The organism is Bacillus sp. ILBB4 (assembly GCF_035064545.1).
Lineage (GTDB): Bacteria > Bacillota > Bacilli > Bacillales > Bacillaceae_H > Priestia.
In genome coordinates this window covers 206,054-224,587 of sequence record NZ_JAIQVD010000005.1, presented here as the reverse complement: position 1 = coordinate 224,587, position 18,534 = coordinate 206,054, and the positions used below count along the sequence as shown (strand labels likewise).

At 38.4% G+C, this 18,534-nt stretch carries 16 protein-coding genes; 2 read left to right on the top strand and 14 right to left on the bottom strand.

Features of this window, described 5'->3' with window-relative positions:
- Window positions 1–1,980, bottom strand: coding sequence for an excinuclease ABC subunit UvrB (gene uvrB, locus LAV82_RS21985; RefSeq protein ID WP_013059732.1), 1,980 nt, complete (start codon window positions 1,978–1,980; stop codon window positions 1–3).
- A gap of 335 nt (window positions 1,981–2,315) precedes the next feature.
- Between uvrB and LAV82_RS21980 the strand changes: the two genes are divergently transcribed.
- Window positions 2,316–3,977, top strand: a complete 1,662-nt coding sequence (locus LAV82_RS21980) for a sigma-54 interaction domain-containing protein (RefSeq protein ID WP_211078589.1) — start codon at window positions 2,316–2,318, stop codon at window positions 3,975–3,977.
- 65 nt (window positions 3,978–4,042) lie between these two features.
- Here the strand turns inward: LAV82_RS21980 and pruA are convergent, their stop codons facing one another.
- The 8 genes from pruA to ftsE all read right to left on the bottom strand — a co-directional run bounded on the left by pruA (window position 4,043) and on the right by ftsE (window position 13,024).
- On the bottom strand, window positions 4,043–5,614 hold the full coding sequence (pruA, locus tag LAV82_RS21975) for an L-glutamate gamma-semialdehyde dehydrogenase (RefSeq protein WP_499716890.1): 1,572 nt from the start codon (window positions 5,612–5,614) through the stop codon (window positions 4,043–4,045).
- Between the two features lie 27 nt (window positions 5,615–5,641).
- Window positions 5,642–6,556, bottom strand: coding sequence for a proline dehydrogenase family protein (locus LAV82_RS21970; RefSeq protein ID WP_499716919.1), 915 nt, complete (start codon window positions 6,554–6,556; stop codon window positions 5,642–5,644).
- Window positions 6,557–6,871: 315 nt separating this feature from the next.
- Window positions 6,872–7,102, bottom strand: a complete 231-nt coding sequence (locus tag LAV82_RS21965; RefSeq protein WP_029711203.1) for a DUF2198 family protein — start codon at window positions 7,100–7,102, stop codon at window positions 6,872–6,874.
- 20 nt (window positions 7,103–7,122) lie between these two features.
- Window positions 7,123–8,313 carry a PDZ domain-containing protein gene (locus LAV82_RS21960; protein WP_499716889.1) on the bottom strand — a complete coding sequence of 397 codons (1,191 nt, stop codon included), beginning with the start codon at window positions 8,311–8,313 and terminating at the stop codon, window positions 7,123–7,125.
- A gap of 162 nt (window positions 8,314–8,475) precedes the next feature.
- Entirely contained in the window at window positions 8,476–9,915 is a 1,440-nt protein-coding gene (locus LAV82_RS21955) for a S41 family peptidase (RefSeq protein WP_013059738.1), read from the bottom strand.
- Between the two features lie 173 nt (window positions 9,916–10,088).
- Complete coding sequence (locus tag LAV82_RS21950; protein ID WP_499716888.1) at window positions 10,089–11,297, bottom strand: murein hydrolase activator EnvC family protein; 1,209 nt, start codon at window positions 11,295–11,297, stop codon at window positions 10,089–10,091.
- Window positions 11,298–11,457: 160 nt separating this feature from the next.
- Window positions 11,458–12,348 carry a permease-like cell division protein FtsX gene (ftsX, locus tag LAV82_RS21945; protein WP_014457813.1) on the bottom strand — a complete coding sequence of 297 codons (891 nt, stop codon included), beginning with the start codon at window positions 12,346–12,348 and terminating at the stop codon, window positions 11,458–11,460.
- Complete coding sequence (ftsE, locus tag LAV82_RS21940; protein WP_013059741.1) at window positions 12,338–13,024, bottom strand: cell division ATP-binding protein FtsE; 687 nt, start codon at window positions 13,022–13,024, stop codon at window positions 12,338–12,340. Before ftsE ends, ftsX begins: the two co-directional genes overlap by 11 nt.
- 341 nt (window positions 13,025–13,365) lie before the next feature.
- Between ftsE and LAV82_RS21935 the strand changes: the two genes are divergently transcribed.
- Complete coding sequence (locus LAV82_RS21935; protein ID WP_013059742.1) at window positions 13,366–13,902, top strand: flavodoxin family protein; 537 nt, start codon at window positions 13,366–13,368, stop codon at window positions 13,900–13,902.
- 25 nt (window positions 13,903–13,927) lie between these two features.
- On the opposite strand, the gene cccB is transcribed toward LAV82_RS21935, so the two are convergent.
- The 5 genes from cccB to prfB form a co-directional block, all read right to left on the bottom strand.
- Window positions 13,928–14,242 carry a cytochrome c551 gene (cccB, locus tag LAV82_RS21930; RefSeq protein WP_013059743.1) on the bottom strand — a complete coding sequence of 105 codons (315 nt, stop codon included), beginning with the start codon at window positions 14,240–14,242 and terminating at the stop codon, window positions 13,928–13,930.
- Window positions 14,243–14,366: 124 nt separating this feature from the next.
- Entirely contained in the window at window positions 14,367–15,083 is a 717-nt protein-coding gene (gene tatC / locus LAV82_RS21925) for a twin-arginine translocase subunit TatC (protein ID WP_013059744.1), read from the bottom strand.
- Window positions 15,084–15,142: 59 nt separating this feature from the next.
- Window positions 15,143–15,361, bottom strand: a complete 219-nt coding sequence (locus LAV82_RS21920) for a twin-arginine translocase TatA/TatE family subunit (protein ID WP_013059745.1) — start codon at window positions 15,359–15,361, stop codon at window positions 15,143–15,145.
- A 26-nt stretch (window positions 15,362–15,387) separates the two neighbouring features.
- Entirely contained in the window at window positions 15,388–17,121 is a 1,734-nt protein-coding gene (gene phoD, locus LAV82_RS21915; RefSeq protein ID WP_499716918.1) for an alkaline phosphatase PhoD, read from the bottom strand.
- 305 nt (window positions 17,122–17,426) lie between these two features.
- A protein-coding gene (prfB, locus tag LAV82_RS21910) for a peptide chain release factor 2 (protein ID WP_115655064.1) occupies window positions 17,427–18,525 on the bottom strand; the annotation gives its coding sequence in 2 pieces (ribosomal slippage) (window positions 17,427–18,461 and window positions 18,463–18,525; 1,098 coding nt in all).
- Window positions 18,526–18,534 lie beyond the last annotated feature (9 nt).

The following is an 18,534-nucleotide window of genomic DNA, read 5'->3' as shown; positions in this document are numbered from 1 at the left end:
TCACCCTTCCGCTTTTAATTCTAGAATCAAGTCACGAAGCTCAGCTGCGCGTTCAAAGTTAAGCGCTTTGGCTGCTTCTTTCATTTCTTGTTCCATTTCTTCTACGAGCTTTGCTTTTTCTTTTTTGTTGAGCTTATCAAATGCCGGTGCTTCTTCATACGTTTCTGTATCTTCTGCTACTACTGTTGCACGAATTGAGCCTCGAACTTCTTTTTGAATCGTTGTTGGTGTAATACCATGCTCTTCATTGTAAGCTTCTTGAATACTTCTACGACGCTTGGTCTCATTGATAGCAATGTCCATGGAGTTTGTGATGCGATCTGCATACATAATGACATGTCCATTAGCATTTCGCGCAGCACGTCCGATGGTTTGAATAAGCGATCGTTCTGAACGCAAGAATCCTTCTTTATCCGCGTCTAATATGGTTACTAACGAAACTTCCGGAATATCTAAACCTTCACGAAGTAAGTTAATTCCTACAAGCACATCGTACTTTCCAAGCCGCAGCTCTCGGATAATTTCAATACGCTCGAGCGTCTTCACTTCAGAGTGAAGATATTGAACTTTAATGCCGATTTCTTTTAAGTAGTTCGTTAAATCCTCAGACATTTTCTTTGTTAACGTCGTAACGAGTACTCGTTCATTTCGCTTAATCCGGTCATGAATTTCTCCAATTAAATCATCAATCTGCCCTTCAATTGGTCGAACTTCAATATTTGGATCCAATAATCCCGTTGGACGGATAATTTGTTCAATCACATCAGGTGCCTTCTCAAGTTCATAAGGACCTGGTGTTGCGGAAACATGAACAATTTGGTTAATATGCTGTTCAAATTCATCAAATTTAAGCGGGCGGTTATCTAATGCGGACGGCAAGCGGAAACCATGGTCCACTAACACTTGTTTACGCGCTTGGTCTCCATTGTACATTCCTCTAACTTGAGGAATCGTAACGTGTGATTCATCCACAACAAGAAGGAAATCTTCCGGGAAGAAGTCCAGCAGTGTATAAGGTGTAGAACCAGCGGGACGAAGCGTTAAATGACGAGAGTAGTTCTCGATTCCCGAACAAAAGCCCATTTCTCTCATCATTTCTAGGTCGTAGCGCGTGCGCTGCTCCAAGCGCTGCGCTTCTAAAAGCTTGCCTGCTTCTTTTAGCTTCTCTAGCTGTTCTTCTAGTTCTTTTTCAATATTTTGAATGGCAACACGCATTTTTTCTTCTCTCGTGACAAAGTGAGATGCCGGGAAGATAGCTACATGTTCACGATCACCAATGATTTCTCCTGTTAGAGCGTCAACTTCTCGGATCCGATCAATTTCATCGCCGAAAAACTCGACGCGAATACAGTGTTCATCTCGAGACACAGGGAAAATCTCCACAACATCACCGCGAACGCGAAACGTTCCGCGCTTAAAGTCAATATCATTTCTTTCGTACTGTACATCTACTAGCGTACGAAGCAGCTGATTGCGCTCTTTTTCCATTCCTACTCGAAGAGATACGACCATTTCTTTGTATTCTTCCGGAGACCCTAAGCCATAAATACAGGATACGCTGGCAATAATAATGACATCTTTTCGTTCAAAAAGAGAAGAAGTTGCCGAGTGACGAAGTTTATCAATTTCATCATTAATGCTCGCATCTTTTTCAATAAATGTATCTGTTTGAGGTACATAGGCTTCAGGCTGATAGTAATCGTAGTAACTGACAAAGTATTCGACTGCATTATTAGGAAAAAACTCTTTAAACTCACTGTACAATTGACCAGCAAGCGTTTTGTTATGAGCCATAATTAGTGTCGGCTTATTTATTTCCTTAATAACATTAGACATGGTAAAGGTTTTTCCCGTTCCTGTAGCACCTAACAAAACTTGATGCTGCTTACCTTCTTTAATTCCTTTCACGATCTTTTCAATTGCCTTTGGCTGATCACCTTGCGGTTGATATGGGGATACTAATTCAAACTGATCTTTCAAATGAAGGCCTCCGTTTCTATTTTCTTGTTTTATCTATTTTTATTACGATATGTAAAAACCGAAAACGCGAACTGATATTCGTATTTTATCACTTTATAATCATAAATGAAACTAATGAGTATTAATCTTATATAGTGTTTGTTTGTTTTTATTTTTTACCCTGTTACTTTATTACCCACTAAATTCTTATACTACCCTTTTCGAAGGGAATACAACTCTTTAGATGAAAGCAACAAAAGAAAGTAAGCTGCGTTATTGTTTGAAAAAGATAGGCTTTTGCGCCAATTTCTAAATTATGATACAGTATAAAAAATATGTACTGAGAGGGGTTTAGTATGGCAAGCGTTGATCAAGTTCTTATAAATAACTCCTTTACAACAGTTGAAGAATCAACTTCTTTAGCTAAAGTGAAATCTAAACTTTCAAACTATGACTTCGTTGTAGTCACAGCAAATACCTTTTATGTAATACACAAAGATGAACGATACCTTTTAACAGGTCATGACAGGGCATCTTCCATAAAGAAAGTAATAGCGGATACAAATTGGCCTTCATCTTCTACTTCTACGTTAGCCAATTTACAAGCCAACACAAACTGGAACAGACCAGTCCTCATTCAAGCAGAAAACCAAGAAACCACAATAGGACTTGTAACACCTTCACAGTGGATTACACATTTGCATAGCCAAAATGAGATATTAGCTTCCTATTTTGATACATTGGCAGAAACCATTAATGATGCAGTGACAGCGGTCGATAATGAAGGAAATGTAATCTTGTGGAATACTGCTGCGGAACATACGTATAAGATTCAGAGAGATGATATTATTGGTAGAAAAATCGGAGAGCATTTCAAAGATGAATCCATCATTCTACATACGATTCTAAATGAAGGGCGCCCTGTTCGCGGAACGTATCATCGTCCTAATGAACAAACTCACGTGCTCATCAATGCATCTCCTATTATAAGAAACAATCGAGTCATAGGTGGAGTCGCAACTGAACATGACATTACCAATATTGTAAGATTAAATGAAGAAATTGATGTGTCTCTTCTCATTCCGAAAGATAATCCATTTTCTTCTTTCGCGGGTATCAGTCCTGAAATTAAGCAAGCCGTTGACATTGCCAAAAAAGTGGCATCTACAGATATGCCTATTTTATTAACAGGAGAACCTGGTTCTGGGAAAGAAATGCTGGCTCAGGCCATCCACTACGGGGGATCCAAACATAAAGAACCTTTTTTATCTTTAAATTGTGCCACTATTCCATCGGGACTCCTGGAAATTGAGCTCTTTGGTCATCAAAAAGATGTCTTTTCAGAAGATCCAACGACCATTGCGGGAAAACTGGAGCAGGCTCATAACGGGACGTTATTTATTGAAGAAATTGATAAAATGCCTCTTGAAATTCAAGTGAAGTTTCTCCGTTACTTGGAAGAACGATCCTTTTATCACGTTGGAGGCACGGAAGAAATTCAAGTCCAAACCCGAATTGTAGCCTCTACCACGACGCCTTTGGAAGAGTTGCTAAAAGCCGGTGAATTCCATGAAAATCTTTACTATTTGCTGACCGTCATCAACATTATTATTCCGCCGCTTCGAGACCATAAAGAAGACATCGAAGCATTGACTCAGCAATTTGTACAGGAATTTAGTAAAAAGTATAAAAAGAAGGCTCCTTTCATCAGCTCTGAAGTTCTCGAAGCCTTTATGCAATACGACTGGCCAGGCAATATTCGCGAGCTGAGAAATACGATTGAACGAATGATTTTTCTAAGTGATCAGTCATTGATTACCCTTACGCACCTTCCTGACAACCTGAAGGATGCAAGTTCTTTCACAGAAGTTCAAAAAGAGGAAGATTCTCTTCAAGAAGCTAGGCTAATAGAAGAGACTCTTCAAAAAACCTATGGAAACAAAAGTGCAGCAGCAGATCTGCTTGGCATTTCACGCGGCACCCTTTATAACAAAATCAAAGAATATGGATTAAACTAATCAAAAAATTCGACACAAGCATTTTTAGCTTCGTGTCGAATTTTTTGATTTCCTTTAGATTGAACTTATTTCTGTTTTCTCGCTGCCATCTTCCCTTGTGTAAATAATAGAAGATAATCATATCCTCCGGCTTTCGAGTCCGTTCCGGACATATTAAAACCTCCAAAAGGATGAACGCCAACTAATGCTCCTGTACATTTTTTGTTAATATATAAGTTACCGCAGTGCATAGTAGCTAACGCCCTTTGAATTCTCTCTTCGTTTTCAGAGAAAAAAGCTCCCGTCAAACCGTAGTCAGTTTCATTGTAAATCTCAATGGCTTCTTCCCAGTTAGCTGCTTTTGTCAACGCGAGGACTGGTCCAAAAATCTCTTCTTGCATAATTCGTGCTTTTGAATCCACATCTTTGAATACTGTAGGCTCTATATAGTAGCCATTTCCAGGAGCTTTAGCTCCCCCGGCAATAAGCTTTCCTTCCTCTTTGCCAATTTCAATGTAGGCTAATACTTTTTCATACGCTTTTTGATCAATAACAGGCCCCATAGAAGGATTGTCTTCAGGCAGTCCGACGGTTAATTCTTTTGTTAATGCGGCTACCTTTTGGGCAATCTCTTCATAAACAGATTCTACAACAATCGCTCGAGAGCCAGCAGAACACTTTTGTCCTTGAAATCCAAACGCAGATGCTACGATCGCTTGCGCTGCTGCATCTAAATCTGCCGTTTCATCTACCACAACGCCATCTTTTCCTCCCATTTCAGCAATGACGCGTTTCAGCCAAATTTGTCCAGACTGTACTTTTGAGGCACGTTCATAAATGCGACATCCTACTTCTCTTGATCCCGTAAAAGAAATAAAACGAGTTTGAGGATGTTCGACTAAATATTCTCCAACTTCTATGCCATCTCCAGGGATAAAATTCAGAACACCAGACGGAAGACCGACTTCTTCCATTAATTGAACAAATTTCGCAGCAATAACCGGTGCAGAATCAGCTGGCTTTAAAATAACCGCATTTCCAGATACAATTCCCGCTACAGTCGTTCCAGCCATAATGGCAAGCGGAAAATTAAAAGGTGAAATGACTACTCCTACGCCTAAAGGAATATACGTCATCTCTGTTGTTTCACCTTCTACCGGCGTTAAAGGTTGATGCTGATTCGTTTCACTTAAACGAATCATTTCTCGCGCATAAAATTCCATAAAGTCAATAGCTTCCGCGGTATCCGCATCAGCTTCTGCCCAGTTTTTCCCCACTTCATAAACGAGCATGGCAGAAAATTCATACTTTCTTTCTCTCATCAGCTCTGCTGCTTTGAATAAATAATCAGCACGTTCAGCAGGCGGGACGTTCTTCCATAATTGAAATGCTGCTAACGCTTCTTGCATTGCCTGCTCAGCATAAGCTTTAGTGCCACGGCTTACTCTACCAATCACTTCATCTACCTTTCCCGGGTTCGTAGAGATAATCACTTCTTCTGTTGAGATTTTATCTTTTCCAATCGTGAGAGGATACATTTGTCCCAGTTCTTTTTTCACTTTCACTAACGCCGCTTGCATCGCTTGTTTATTCTCTTCTAATAAAAAATCAGTAAACGGTTCATTTTTAAAAACTGAGTTTTTTGTACTTACTGTCATTTCAACCAGTCCCCTTTAATTAGAAATTTATTTCGCGAAGTTTTTCAGCACAAACCATACGTTGGCGGGACGCTCGGCTAGGCGTCTCATGAAATACCCAAACCAATCAATGCCGTAAGGAACATAAACCCTGACTTTATATCCTTCTTTTACTAGACGGTCCTGCAGCTCTACACAAATTCCATAAAGCATTTGGAACTCAAATTGGTCATTTGAAATACCATTTTCTCTTACTAATCGTTTTGTGTACTGAATCATTTCTTCATCATGACTTGCTACAGCTGTATAGTGCCCATTTAATAAATGCATTTTAATGATTTTTTTATAGTTTTCATCTACGTCTTTCTTTTCCGGAAATGATACTTCTGGTGATTCTTTATAAGCTCCTTTTACTAGACGTAAATTGGCTTGATATTGATGTAAGTCATTCATATCTTGTTCTGTACGATAAAGATACGCTTGAATCACAATTCCAACATTATCGAATTCTTTGCGTAATTCTTTATACATATCAAGGGAGATTTGGCAGTGCAAGTAGTCTTCCATATCAATTCGAACAAAAATATTATTCATCCTGGCCGTGTGTAGAATTCTGCGCATATTTTCCATACAAAGCTCTTTGCTAATATCCAATCCTAAAGAAGTCATCTTTAATGATAAATTTGATTGAACGCCCGATTCTGCAATGGCTTCTAGTGCCTGAATGCACATGGCAGTAGACAACTTGGCCTCCTCTTCTGTAAAAACAAATTCTCCTAAATGATCGAGTGTAACAACTTTCCCACTATTGTTAAGCTCCTTGGATGTTTGAATTGCTGATTCGGTTGAGTCTCCAGCAACAAAACGAGCTGCCCCCATCCTCAATCCATACTTTTTAGCTAATTTGTTCATTGAATGATTTTTGCCAAGCGACTGAAACATCGTTCTCATTAATACTTCCATCAATCCTAAACCTCCTTTTATTTTTAAAAATCAAAAATAAACTAAATTTTCAGATTAATAATTTTATTTTTGTATACCCTTCTCACATTTCTGTACACTTATTTAAATATATTTATACACAAGTGTTTAAAACATTTTACACATAAACATATTTGTCTAATTAATTTGATTATACTCGTTCATTAAATGAACCGAAACAATATTGTTATAAGTTCTAACTCATTTTTTTACATAAAAAAGCTCTCCACGTTGTGTAGAGAGCTTTTGTGTACAGTTTAATAATAAGCGATTAACTTATCATCAAAGCAACAATCTTTATTTTCCAGCAGCTAACATGCTTTTTGCATATATAAAACCGATGGCTGCTGAAAGTAAATCTATTAAAATAATAAGCGGATAATCTGCGTACCCTTTATATACAGAAACAGCTATCAACAAAAGCGTCAGCGCTGTGGCAACATATAAGTTATATGTTACTCTAGCAAACAGAACAAGCAATATGGCGGGTAGAAAAACTGCGGCAATCGTTTTGACTTCCACAAACATTTCTCCTTTTTATCCGTCTTTTAACCAGCTTGTGAATCACGTTTTGTATAATTGTGTACAAACAAAATACCTAGTTCATGATGTTCGTTGTCATACAATGCTCGCTGAGTAAAGCGAACTTCTCCATTTTCGTCAATAACTTCTAGCTTACAAAAAGCACGGTTATTAACTTGTAATGCTTCATAAAATTTATGGACCTCAGATACAGCGATTCCATTTACCTTAATAATCACTTCTCCTACTTTCAAACCCATTTTCTCAGCCGGAGAATGAGGGATGATTCCTAATACAACCAAACCTTGTGTACGCTTAGTAAACAGTGCGGGCGCCTTTTCATCGCTTCGACGCTGCTGCAAACGAATCCACTCTCTTCCTATGATCGCTAGAATAACAACAGCTACAGCGGCAAGAGGATAAAAAATAGCAGCAATCGTAATGATCGTTAATCCCACGCCTAATGCTAATACACGCTTACCGGTAAATTCAATAGATTTAAACGGCACCATACTTTGAATTCGCTGATAAAAACCGATAGCAAAAGGAACAAAAAACAGGCTAAATGATGTTCCGTCAATAGATAACACAGGCCACCATGGAAACATAGACGTAATGGCGCTGCCTGGAATTAAGACAAAAAGCGGGACAACCCATAATTTTTGAGAGTAATGAGCCCCAATTTCCTGCCCTCTTTTACTTTTCACAATGGCTGGAGACGTACCTTTTGCTCCAAATTTCCAAATTAAATATCCTTCTGCTAATACAAGCAGAGACATTAAAATAGTCAGAGAAGGTAAATCTGCGTTATGAGCTTGCACAGACCACGTTTGAATAAATCCTTCACCGAAACCAGATGCCGGAATAACCAAGGTTGCAAGCACAGCCAGTCCTACGGTGTAAGAAGGAGAAAGCCATTTAAACGTCCAAGGGCCGCTTATGATAAAAGTTAAAACAGCTACAAGCACAATCATTCCTATAGATACATAGACACCTAGCAACACGGTAACAACAGATAAAATCAACCCAATAATGATACCTGGAAAAAATAAATATTTTGCTTCTAAAATAAAATCAAACACGCGAACATGAAAATTCTGACGCTCTCTCTTGACGCGAGAAAGACCTACAAAAAACGAGACGAGCAGAAATAGATACGTTAACGGATGCAAAAACAAACGCCCGATACCTTTTAAGAGCTCTAATGCAAAATCCATTTTTTCACCACCTGTATTTTTCACATTTTTATTACAACATTTACGATTGATTGTTATGTATCATAGGCTTCTTTATTTTATCAAAATGCATCACTAACCGACAATGTTGTTTTTACTAAAAAAGTTCCGTGCTTTGGAAAAGCACGGAACTTTTTCTACTTCTTATTGACTAGCTAGCTTTAAAGCCGTTTGAAGCTGACGATCTTCATCTTTTGATTTAATTTTTTCTAGAAGTTTTGTTTGTAAAAGCGCTGCTGTATCTTCATCGATTTCACCTGTAGCTTTTTGCTTATTGGCTTTTTGGAATGCAGTTACAGCTGTTTCTGTCTCTTTACTAAAATATCCGTCTGTACGTCCAGGTTCAAAGCCAAGGCCTTTTAGCATCACTTGAGCATTCTTCACTTGGTCACCTGTCATATCACGTGTTAATGGCTTTTTATCAACTTGAATTGGATTTGCATAATAATAATCCGGCTGTTTGACTTCTACCGTTGGTTTTATACCTTTTTCGTTAATCCAGTTTCCATCAGGCGTTAGCCATTTATAGAACGTTAGTTTTAAATTACTGCCGTCTTCCATTGGAACAGCTTGTTGAACCGTTCCTTTTCCATAGGATTTTTCACCGACTAGCTTGTATCCTCCTGCTTCTTTTAATGCCCCGGCAAGAATTTCAGAAGCGGATGCACTTCCTCCATCAATCAAGGCCACAATTGGATAATCCTTTTGCTTTTTCATTGAAGAAACCACTTTTTGACGTTCACCGTTACGATCTTCAATTTGGATATATGGCTTTTTATTCGTTACTAATTTATCGAGCATTTTTTCAACGCTCGTTAAATAGCCACCAGGATTTCCCCGAACGTCTAGAACTAAGCCATCAATATTTTTATTTTCAAGTTTTTTCAACTGTTTCGTAAATTCGTCTCCCGTTGACTCAGAGAATGACGTAATTTCCATGTAGCCAATTTTTTTATTGTTTACATTTTTAACAGAAGAATAGACGGTTTCAATTGGAATCTCATCTCTTACAACTTTTACTTTCATCGTTTCTTTCACGCCTGGTCGTTGAACATCTAATGTCACGGTAGAGCCTTTTTTACCGCGAATTTTTAATACTGCTTCGTTCAATTCCAGACCCGCGATACTTTTACCATCGATCTTTAAAATCTGATCATTTGGTTTTAATCCTGCTTTTTCCGCAGGAGATTGTTTAAAAGGAGCTACGATTGTTACTTTTCCATCTACCATGCTTACTTCAGCACCAATTCCCTCAAACGATGAATCAAGAGACTGCGTGAATTGCTGTGCCGTTTTCTTATCCATGTAAGATGAGTGAGGGTCTCCTAGGGTTTGTACCATTCCTTGGATTGCGCCATCTAATAATTTTTTGTCATCTACATCTTTGTAATATTTTGAAGATATCAGTTCATAAGCTTGCTTGATTTTGTCTAGCTCTTCCTTTTCCACTTTACTATCATTTGAAGAAGTTGTAAGGGGGGTACTGACCGTTCCAGCATTTGCATACTGAATGCCAAAATATGTACCTGCTGCTCCAACAACTAAGGAGAGTGCCATTAATAGTGCAACGATTTTCCGATTCAAGTTCTTTCATCCTCCTCAACCTTAAGCCATCTCTTCTTATTATAATAGATACAACCAAAACTATGTAATAAAAAGGATGCATGTGTTATTTGTAGCAAAAGGCACCACACAAATCAAGTGCGATGCCTTTTTGTTAAACTATATGTTGAGCTTGTACCACGTATGCTAGGAACTTAAAATTTAATATAACTTTCAGGGTTTACAGCGGAACTTTTGCCTTTCCAATCGCCTTTATGCAATTCAAAATGCAGGTGAGCACCAAACGAACGTCCTGTGTTCCCTATATAACCTAATTGTTGACCTTTATTGATAGATTGACCGCTTGAGACGCTGTAGCTCTCTAAATGAGCATAAACTGTAACCCACGTCTGACCTTCTACATTGTGACGAATAAATACAGCATTACCAAAAGAAGAAGAATGATATGCTCTAATTACCTTTCCGCTTGCTGCGGCTACAACTGGCACACTTTCTCCTCGCTTTCCAATATCAATACCGTAGTGTCCTCTTCCAAACGTTTCTCGATACCCAAAATGAGATGTTACCGGGCCCTTTGCCGGCCTCATAAACGACCCGCTTGTAACAGGGGGTGCCTCCTCTGTTGCCCCGGCTTTTTCAATTTCTTGCTGTTGAGCTTGTGCTGCATTTTTTTGATCAGCTAAAATAGAAGCTTGCTCTTCTAATCCAACGGCTTCTTCATTAAATTCTTTTTCCTGATCTTTGAGCGTTTGCATGAGCTGATTCTTTTCATCCACTTGTTTTTGCAGCTGCGCACGAAGATTTTTAAGTTCTTCAAGCGCTTGATTTACTTCCGTTAGCTTGTTTTGAACTTTTGTTTCTTTCTCTTCTTTTGCCTTTTTATCAGCTTCATGCTGCATTAACAAATCGCGGTCAGCCCCTACAATTGTCGAAACCGCACTCACTCTGCTAATAAAGTCTCCGAAGCTTTCAGAGCCTAGCAGTACATCTATGTAATCCACAGACCCGCCATTTTCCTGTAAAGCACGAGCACGTTTTTTTAATAGCTCATTTCGTTTGTCAATTCGTTTTTTTACAACGTCAATCTCGCTTTTCAGCTTTTCGATGTCTTGCTTTGCTTTTTCTACTTCAGATTCACGGCTGCGGATATCTGCATTCGTTTGTCCGACTTCTGAATCCAAGCGCGCGATCTCAGCTTCTTCGTTTTTTTGCTTTTCTTTAACCTCTTTTAATTTCTCTTTATTTTGATTAATATTTTGGTTCACATCATCACTTTTTTTCTCTAAATCAATGAGTTTAGTAGTGCTGGCACTTTGTGCATAAGCAATTTTTTCATTACCTATCCAAGCCGTACTTAGTCCAACTAAAACTGCTGCTGTCATTACTAATGTCTTACGTGTCATTTGTTTCTCCCTATCTGCACATATTTCCCCGTATAAACGGGCATTAGCAAGACCCCCATTAGCACTTTTTTCTATTTTTATGTGTAATTACACAACAACCTCACATTTGATAAGCATCAAATGTGAGGTTGTTGTAATCTATTATGTTAAAAATCTATTCTTATTTTCGCAAGAACTTACGGATGGATAATGTACTTCCCCACATCCCAATTAGACCGCCGATCACTAGTAATAATAGTGACACTTGAAGCACGAATGGAAAGGCAGGTAAAAGTTCAAAGAATCCATCAAACTTAGGTTGAACTTCATTATATAAAACGCTGTACACACCGATAATAACTGCAATTGGCACAATAGAACCAAGCACTCCTAAAAACAGACCTTCAATAAAGAACGGCCAGCGAATAAAGGAGTTTGTGGCTCCAACTAAGCGCATAATTTCAATCTCTTCACGGCGAGCTACAATCGTAATTTTAATTGTATTTGAAATTAGGAACATTGCTGTAAATAGAAGCCCTAAAATCAGCACTACTCCGATATTACGAGCTACTTTCAGCACTTTAAATAACTTTTCAACTTGATCTTGTCCGTATTGAACTTTTGCTGCATACGGATATTTCTCAATTTGTTTAGCTACTTTTGCGACATCAGTCGGCTCTTTTGTTTTAACAACAAATACATCATTTAATGGGTTTTGCTGTTCAAACGGTTCAAAAGCTTGTCCTTCATCACCCATACTATTAATTAAATCTTTTAGCTCTTTATCTTTAGAAGAAAACGTCACCGTATCAACTTGCTTAATTGCATCTAGCTTTTCTTTCATTGCTTTTCGATCATCTGCTGTCGCTGCAGCATCAACGTGAACGCGAATTTCCACATCATTTTCAATCAATTTAGCAATGTGGTTTAAATTCATCATCAACATAAAAAATACGCCTACAAGCAGGAGCGTCACGGTAACAGCACTTGCAGATGCGAATGTCATCCAACCGTTTCTTCCTAAACTTTTAGATCCTTCACGTAAGTGGCGACCGAATGTCCTAGCCTTCATATCCGTATTCACCTCTTACTTCATCGCGCACAACATTTCCATTTTCAATCGCAATTACGCGCTTTCGAATTGCATTTACAATTTCACGGTTATGCGTTGCCATTAAAATAGTCGTACCGCGTTTATTAATCTCCTCAAAGATATCCATGATTTCCCACGAAGTCTCCGGATCAAGATTCCCTGTCGGTTCGTCGGCGATGACAACCTTAGGACTATTCACAATTGAACGCGCAATAGACACACGCTGCTGCTCTCCTCCAGATAGTTCATCAGGGAAAGAATCCATTTTACCCTTTAACTTAACAAGCTCTAGCACCTCTAGCACCCGTTTTTTAATTTCTTCGGGACTTTGCTCAATTACTTCTAGTGCAAAAGCAATGTTTTCATAGACCGTTAATTTTGGAAGCAGCTTGAAATCCTGAAAGACTACACCAATATGACGTCTAAAGATAGGAACTTTGCTATCTTTTATTTTTGCTACATTTGCACCGTTTACAATGATATTTCCTGAAGAAGGCTTTTCTTCACGATACATCATTTTAATAAAAGTGGATTTTCCTGCTCCACTTGGTCCTACGATATAAGCAAACTCACCTTGATTAATCTTGATGCTAATGCCATTGATTGCTTTTACACCGTTCGGATACGTTTTATATACATTTTGCATTTCAATCATAAGTAATCACCTAATCAAGTGTGTTATTTTAATACTATGTAAAACTTGTCAAAATACGACAAAACTCTACAATTCAAACCAAAAATTCGACTCTTCTCACGCGCTTTCTCATTATAACATCACTCTTCGTGAAAATAAGCCCCAAAAATATTACATTTTTATTTCAAATATGACATAAGTAGGATATTTTTAGTAAGGCATGAGAATTTATCCTTATTTTTAATTTTGTTATTTTTTACTGTTTATTTGCTTCTTATGAATATCGTTAGGCAGAGCACATTTATGTCTACTTTTGTACAAACAAGGTATGATAAATAAGAAAAAAGATGAGGAGAGATAGCATGATCACCATTTATGGAAGCTCACGAGAAAATGGAAATACGGAAGAATTGGCTAAAGCAGTCTTAAGTGGCATTGATACTGAAGAAGTTTACTTACGTCAGCATACCATTCACCCCATTACTGATATGCGTCACGATGAACTTGGGTTTACCAATCAACAAGATGATTATTATGATATAGCGAAAAAGATGGCAGCGCATGACACTATTTTATTTGTTACGCCTCTTTACTGGTATGGTATGAGCGGATTAATGAAGAACTTTGTGGATCGTTGGTCTGAAAGTCTTAGAGATTCGACAATCAACTTTAAAGAACAAATGAAAAATAAGCGCGTGTATGTATTAGTAGTAGGAGGCACAGGCGCATCTGTAAAGGCTCTTCCTCTTATTATGCAATTTCAATACATTGTCGATTTTATTGGCTCTTCTTTTAGCGGATACATCATTGGAGAAGCAAATGCACCTGGAGACATAGCGAAAGATGTCAAAGCTCAACAGCAGGCCGTTGTCTTAAACCAAAAATTAAAGCAGTTTTAACACAAAAATAAGACGGATATCCGTCTTATTTTTTCTTTGCCAGCCAAGCGGCAACTTTTTTTGCATCTTCTTCATTAATCAGTCCCTTTGGCATACCGCCTTGACCATTATTGATAATGTTTTCAATTTCAGCTTCTGAGTGCTTGCTGCCTACATGCTGCAAGCTCGGCCCATTTGCTCCTCCTAAATCTACACCGTGACAGCCTGTACAGTTTTTCTTCACAATATCTTCTGCACTCGCTGAAGATTCACCAGCAGATTCATTTTTAGAGCTTCCTCCGCCGCACGCGGACAAAACAAGCGCTAGACCGATTGTTAACGTCAGTAATACTTTTTTCAAGCCTTCTCCCCCTTGCTGTAGAGTTTTCACTCTATTATAACCTACTCCAGAATGTTTAAAACACTCTGTTTACAAGGACTTTGTTTCAATTTCATGAATTCTCTCATCACACTTATGTATACGATTAAGCAATTGATTCGTTTCCTAAACGTTTTTTGTATACTACGCGCGAAATTGTCACACTGAGCTCATATAAAAGCAGAAGTGGGACAATAACTAAAATATCTGAAATAAAATCAGGAGGAGTAATAAGTACGGATATCACAATTAAAACAAAATATGATAGCTTCCTTGCTCTAGCTAACCTTAATGGATTTAGAACCCCTAAGCGCGTTAAGAATAGAACAACTAAAGGCATTTCAAATAAAAAACCAAACGGTAAACAAAGATTAAGCATAAAACGAAAATAATGCTCAGCCGTAAACATCAGTGAAAACTGATCATTCGACAGGCCCGTTAAAAATGCTAAAACCATTGGAAATAAAATAAAATAACCGAACCCCAGCCCGCTTACAAACAAAAGAAAAAAGAATGGAATGAAGGTAATCAGAACCTTATATTCTTCCTTTTTTAACCCAGGTGAAACAAACTGAAATACTTGATAAGCAGCTACTGGAAGTGTAAAAGCAAGCGCAAAAACAAATGCAATCACCATATAAATCCATACGATTTCACTTGGTCCAAGTACCGCAAGCTTGCCGTCCAAATCTTTCACTAGCCACTGATAAATATCTTGTACAAATACAAAACTGACAATAAGTAAAACTACAAATGCACAAAGTGTTTTAATAATACGAACACGCAATTCTTCAAGGTGCTCCATCAAGCTCATTTCTCCCATTGTATTTCTCTCCTTTCTGACAAGTAGAAATAGACGAGTTTCCTCGTCTATTTCCTTACTTACAATGTGGATTCATTCTCTTTTTGTTCAGAAACCGTTGCAGTCTGCTTTTCTTTAACACTTTCATCATCTGATACGAGCCCTTTTGCTGCTCCTTTAAATTCAGTTAATGTTCGTCCAAACGCTCGTCCAACTTCCGGCAGCTTAGACGGTCCAAAAATTATTAAGGCAATGACTAAAATAATAACCAAACCAGGGATTCCAATATTAGAAAACATACTTGACCTCCTTTTCCTTACTCAGTTTACTGCTGGACTTTTTCTTTCTTTTTCAACTCTTGTTTTTCATGTGCTTTCCCGTGTGCCCGCATACGATCTTCCTCTACTTCCTTAGAAATCTTTAGTCCACGCGGTACGTTATTTACTTCAACTTCCTTCATACCTTTGCCATCTTTTTTATATTGAAAGGAAGCTCGAGTTGAAATTTCCGCACCAGGTTCTGTTACAAAAGGCACAACGCGATAATCGGCTTGCCATACATCAGGAGTCACCGTACACCTTACATATCCTCTGTAATCATTAAAAAATGTGAGGTGTGGATTTTGACTTAAAATTTTATCCGTATCAGCTCGTTTATCTGCTCCGTCCCCTCCGGAAGTGATGGAGGTGCCGATGAACTCTGCACCAATAATTCTTGAATTAAGGTTAGCAAAATCCGCGTATAAGTTAGAAGCCCAGTTAGCGTGTACATCTCCAGTTAGTACAATGACGTTGTCCAACTTTTTCTTTTCAATAAAATCAATGACGCGCTGACGATTCGCCGTATACCCATCCCATGCATCCATGCTGTATGTAGGCTTAGCAGCCGTTCCAAATTTTCTTGGCGCGAAGAAAATTTGTTGAGCCAGTACGTTCCAATGACACGCTGACTTTTCAAGATTAGTAAACAGCCATTTTTCTTGTTCATTCCCCAATAGCGTACGTTTGAGATCAAGAGATTCTGGCGTTTGCGGCTTTGTTCCGTCTCCGTTTGCTTGATCGTCTCTGTATTGACGCGTATCCAACACTTGAAAAGAAGCTAGTTTTCCATATGAAAAGTCACGATATAATCTCATATCCGCTCCGTGGGGCAAAGATGTTTGACGCAAAGGCATGTGTTCGTAATAAGCTTGATAAGCTGCCGCGCGGCGTTGGATAAATGCTTCTACTGATTGGCCTTTTTCAGGAATTACATTTGCATAATTGTTTTCTACTTCATGATCATCCCACGTCACAATCCACGGAAAAACAGCGTGAGCAGACTTCAAATTGGCATCTGACCTGTACTGAGCATGCCTGTTTCGATAGTCTTGCAGCGTTTGAATTTCTGCGCTGCTGTGAGTACGAACGTTTCCGCTTGCAGCCACGTACTCGTTTGGTCCATATTCATAGATGTAATCACCCAAATGAACGACAAAATCTAATTGTTCTTTAACCATATGCTCATAGGCTGTAAAGTACCCATGTTCATATTGCTGACACGAAGCAAATGCAAACGTCATAATGGCTACTTCTGCATTTGCTGAAGGAAGTGTTTTTGTTTTTCCAACCGGGCTTAACTCATGGCCGCTTTTAAATCGATAATAATAAATATGACTCGGCTTCAATCCTTTTACATCAACGTGAACCGAATGAGCAAGTTCAGGTCTAGCCACTTCTGTTCCTCGTTTGACAATTTGATGAAAGTCTTCATCTTCACTAAGCTCCCATTTTACTGGAATAGGTTGATTAGGCATTCCCCCGCCATTCAACGGGTCTGGTGCTAATCTTGTCCAAAGAACAATGCTATCTGCTAAAGGATCTCCTGATGCGACGCCTAGAGTGAACGGATAACTTGAAAATTTAGGTGCTGCAGCTGAAACTTCTACTGCATTTAAACCAATAGACTGAGCAATTGTTAAGCCAAGTGATACTCCCGCTACTTTTCCAGCTCCTTGCAAAAAACGCCGTCTATCAAACCCTTTACTCGAAGAAAAGCTATTCTGTTTCACTTGCTCTATTAATTCGTTTAACGATTTATTTTCCACTGCACATGCCCCTTCCTCATGGTTTAACTCAAATTATAAATACTGTTTGTAAAAGGAATATAAAGGATTGTAAAGAAGCACTTACCGCAAAACAGGTATTTTTAACCATTTTGTTTCATTGACAAAATAAGCGAACTGACGACAGCAACCTTTAAATTTCTGCATTTTCTTAATTTTCTTTTTAACAATAGTTCTTTACGCTCGTTTTTCTTCATCCAAATTTCACAAATTCCCAACAACTAAAAAAAGGCAGCATACCTAAGTATGCTGCCTTTTAATTAAATATGAGAACGTAAATACGCATCGATAAACGGATCTAGATCTCCATCCATTACGCTTTGCGTGTTTCCGACTTCCGTATTTGTGCGGTGATCTTTTACTAATGAATACGGATGGAATACGTACGAACGAATTTGACTTCCCCACCCAATATCTTTTTGTTCTCCGCGAATTTCAGCTAGCTGTTCTTGCTGCTTTTCAATTTCTAATTGATACAGCTTAGATTTTAACATTTTCATTGCTTGCTCACGGTTTTTAATTTGTGAACGTTCCGTCTGACAAGATACGACTACATTAGTTGGGAGGTGAGTAATACGAACAGCTGAATCTGTTGTATTGATATGCTGACCTCCGGCACCGCTTGCACGATACGTATCAACCTTCAAATCTTCCGTACGAATATCAATTGAAATTTCATCATTAAATTCCGGCATTATGTCGCACGATACGAATGATGTATGACGACGGCCTGATGAATCAAACGGAGAAATACGAACGAGACGATGAACGCCTTTTTCAGCTTTTAAATACCCATACGCATTATGACCTTTAATTAAAAGCGTTACACTTTTAATACCAGCTTCATCTCCAGGTAAGTAATCAAGCGTTTCTACTTTGAAACCTTTTTTCTCCGCCCAGCGCGTATACATACGTAGTAACATTGAACCCCAATCCTGTGATTCTGTTCCACCAGCACCTGGGTGCAGTTCTAAAATGGCATTATTTTTATCATACGGCTCGCTTAAAAGCAGCTGTAATTCAAAGTCATTCATGCCTGATATAAGCTCTTTTAATTCACTAACTAGTTCTTCTGCTAAATCTTCATCGTATTCTTCTTTTACAAGTTCATAAGACACTTGTAAATTTTCATATGTTTCATCCAAGTGGTTAAATTGATTTACTGCATCTTTCAAGCCATTGGCTTCATTAATAACAGTCTGAGCTGCCTGTTGGTCATTCCAAAAATTTGGATCAGCCATAGTCTCATCTAATTCATCGATACGAGCTTGTTTTGTATCGAGGTCAAAGAGACCCCCTAAAGTCCGCTAATCGCTTAGCTGTTTTGTCAAGTTCTTGCTTAATTTCTACTAAATCCATGAGTTGAAC